The sequence below is a fragment of the Bartonella sp. AD328YNZD genome, assembly GCF_042196425.1.
This window is the reverse complement of the sequence record NZ_JBHIQG010000280.1, coordinates 1-3,155: the sequence shown is the minus strand read 5'-3', so window position 1 is coordinate 3,155 and position 3,155 is coordinate 1. Positions and strand designations below refer to the sequence as shown.

The 3,155-nt window shown below is 38.2% G+C and carries 3 protein-coding genes; all 3 read left to right on the top strand.

The genetic code is table 11. From position 1 onward, the window contains the following. The first annotated feature begins 344 nt into the window (after positions 1-344). The gene (lgt, locus tag ACFIO3_RS10600) at positions 345-1,223 is read left to right on the top strand and encodes a prolipoprotein diacylglyceryl transferase (RefSeq protein WP_375606342.1); all 879 of its coding nucleotides are present in this window, start codon (positions 345-347) and stop codon (positions 1,221-1,223) included. Then, on the top strand, positions 1,198-2,277 hold the full coding sequence (locus ACFIO3_RS10595; protein ID WP_375606343.1) for a class I SAM-dependent methyltransferase: 1,080 nt from the start codon (positions 1,198-1,200) through the stop codon (positions 2,275-2,277). The genes lgt and ACFIO3_RS10595 overlap by 26 nt, the downstream gene beginning before the upstream one ends. Positions 2,278-2,379: 102 nt before the next feature. Next, on the top strand, positions 2,380-3,155 hold a 776-nt coding region (gene pgeF, locus ACFIO3_RS10590; protein ID WP_375704435.1), incomplete at its 3' end, for a peptidoglycan editing factor PgeF.

Sequence of the window (3,155 nt, the reverse complement as noted above, 5' to 3'; positions counted from 1 at the left end):
GCTAATTCATCAAGAATACGATTTGATCCATTACGCATAACCTTTTTCCTTAAATTTTAATTATTGACACACGCATTATAGCGTATTCTCATAACATTTAGATACTGTAATTTGTTCCTTTTACTCTATATTTTACATACTGTGCAGATTTTTCATAATGATTTTGTTTCAGATTTTTTAATATTCCTTTTATCACCATATTTTTTTACCGTGATAAATCAGTGGAAATCTCCCCCCCTTTCTGACTAGCCTCCCTACTGACTTGACCATTGTGTATTCATCTGTCATTTCTGACCATCAGAGTCACTTCATATTCATCTCGTATAATGTAAGATGCTTAACTCATGAACAATTTGTCTTGTCCAGCCATTGCTTTTCCGTCTTTTCTTGATCCTGTCATTATCCATCTAGGTCCCATAGCACTTCATTGGTATGGACTTGGTTACGTACTGGGTATTCTTTTTGCTTGGTGGTATGCGCAAAAATTATTAAAAAAAACATCTCTATGGTATAGAAACTATCCTCCTATGGATAAAGAAAAGATCGGAGATTTTGTTGTCTGGTCTGCCATAAGTGTTGTTGTCGGAGGGCGTTTAGGACAAGTTCTTGTATGGGATCCCATTTACTATTTTAACCATCCAAGTGCTATTATTGCCGTATGGGATGGGGGAATGTCCTTTCATGGCGGACTTATTGGTATTATCATTGCTATGATCTGGTTTGCCCGTAAAAATCATATTAACATACGAGCCATGTTTGATATCATTGCTGCAGGTGCTCCTATTGGTATCGGCGTTGTACGAATCTGCAACTTCATCAACCAAGAATTATGGGGCAATATTACTACACGTCCTTGGGCTGTTTGTTTTCCTCTCGATCCTTACTATTTACCGCGCCATCCAAGCCAGCTTTACGAAGCATTTATGGAAGGATTTCTTCTCTTCATCATCCTGTGTCTTCTTATTTTTGGGTTCAAAGCATTAAAACGTCCCGGTACTGTATCAGGAACATTTATTATAGGCTACGCAGTAACACGCAGCATTTCTGAAGTTTACCGTGCGCCTCAAGAAGATCCAGAATGGTTTTCGACTCTTTTCCATTCTACTGGTTTTACCTATGGCATGGCTTTATCTCTTCCCATGCTTCTTGTAGGGTTTTATCTTCTTCTCCACGCCTTTAAATATAAACCGACAGAAAATGGCCAATCTCAAAGAAAAAATTAAAGAAATTATTGTCCTTAATGGACCAATCACTGTTAGCCAATATATGACGTTGGCACTTACAGATCCTCAATTTGGTTATTATCAAACACAAACACCTTTCGGACGTGCTGGTGATTTCATTACAGCACCTGAAATAAGCCAATTATTTGGAGAAATGATTGGCATTTGGACTCTTGCGAGCTGGAAAGCTCAAGGGTGTCCTCACCCTTTTATTCTCGCTGAAATAGGTCCAGGACGAGGAACTTTGATGGATGACATTTTGCGAACCATCCAAAAGCTCTCTCAAACGGCATTTAATGCTGCTGAAATTTTTCTGATCGAAATAAGCCAAAAACTCGCAAAAGAACAAAAAAAGCGCCTTTGCTCTTATCAAAAACAAATCCATAGCATTGAAAATTTTAATCAAATTCCTTCAAAACCTCTCTTCCTCATTGCTAATGAATTTCTCGATACACTCCCTATCAACCAATATATTAAAGTCAATGGAAAATGGAAAGAGCGCCGCATTACAGTCAATCAAAATGGAGATTTTATCTTTATTGCTGCCCCGCATAAACTTCCCTCTTCTTGTCTACAAACCTATTGTTCTAAAGTGCCTGACGGAACAATTTTTGAACATGCCCCCTTACGGCATCAATTCATGCAACAAATCAGCCACCATTTAGTGCAAGTGACAGGTTCTGCTTTACTTATCGACTATGGTGCTTGTGAGCTTGCCTTTGGCGATACCTTGCAAGCACTCTCAAAACATAGATTTCGTGATGTTTTTGATGCCCCTGGTGAACATGATTTAACATCCCATGTTGATTTTTCTTTTTTAAAAAACATAGCTCTTGAACAGGGCTGTTTTGCTGAAATCTTAGAGCAAGGAGAGTTTCTTTTTAAAATGGGGCTACTGGAGCGCGCAAAACAGCTTGGAGTTGGCAAAAGTGCTCCTTTGCAAGACAAAATCCGCCAAGACATTGAACGGCTCGCTGGTCCAGATCAGATGGGAAAATTATTTAAAGTTTTACATTTCAGTGATAAAAATATCTCCATACCTCCCCAATTTTAATGATCGGCGCTTTTGTCAATAAACACATCATTATCTGAAATATTCATTGACAAATATGAACATCTCCATCCTCACTTTAAATAATCTCCATAAGGAACTTTTATGAAATCTATCCCTCATCCCATTCTTGCAAAAAATCTTTCTACTTTACACACCCATGGAATAAAACATGGATTTTTTACACGTCAAGGTGGTTTTTCAAAAAATCTTTATCATAGTCTTAATGTTGGGAAAGGTTCAAATGATCAACCTGAACATATCGTACAGAATCGTCTTTTGATCGCCAATTATTTTTCTATTGAAGCGCAAAATTTAGTCACAGTTAATCAAATACACTCCTGTAACGTTGTCGTAGCTCATCAAGCAACTATCGGTGCACCTCCTCAAGCTGATGCTCTGGTTACGACTACCCCAGAACTCGTTATTGGAGTTCTTACAGCAGATTGCGGACCCATTCTGTTTGCTGATCCACAAGCTGGAGTCATCGCTGCAACTCATGCTGGCTGGCGTGGAAGCTTAAATGGAATTATCGAGAAAACAATTGCTGTTATGGAAAAACAAGGAGCCAAAAGACAATCAATAACAGCAGTCCTTGGACCTTGTATTGGCCCTTATCACTATGAAGTAACAAACGAATTTTACGACCAGTTTATTGATTACCACAGCAAATACCAAAAATATTTTTTAAAAACAGACAAAATAAATCGCTTTTATTTTAATCTATGGGCATTTATTATAAATCAACTCAAAGAAGCAGGTGTTAATGCTTCTTGTGTAGAGCTTTGTACCTATCAAGATGAACAGCGTTTTTTCTCCTATCGCCGTGCAATACACCGCAACGAACCCGATTACGGACGGCAAATTTCTGCTATTATGCT

Coding starts and splice junctions, on each gene's coding strand:
- lgt (WP_375606342.1), top strand. CDS start 345: ATGAACAATTTGTCTTGTCCAGCCATTGCTTTTCCGTCTTTTCTTGAT.
- ACFIO3_RS10595 (WP_375606343.1), top strand. CDS start 1,198: ATGGCCAATCTCAAAGAAAAAATTAAAGAAATTATTGTCCTTAATGGA.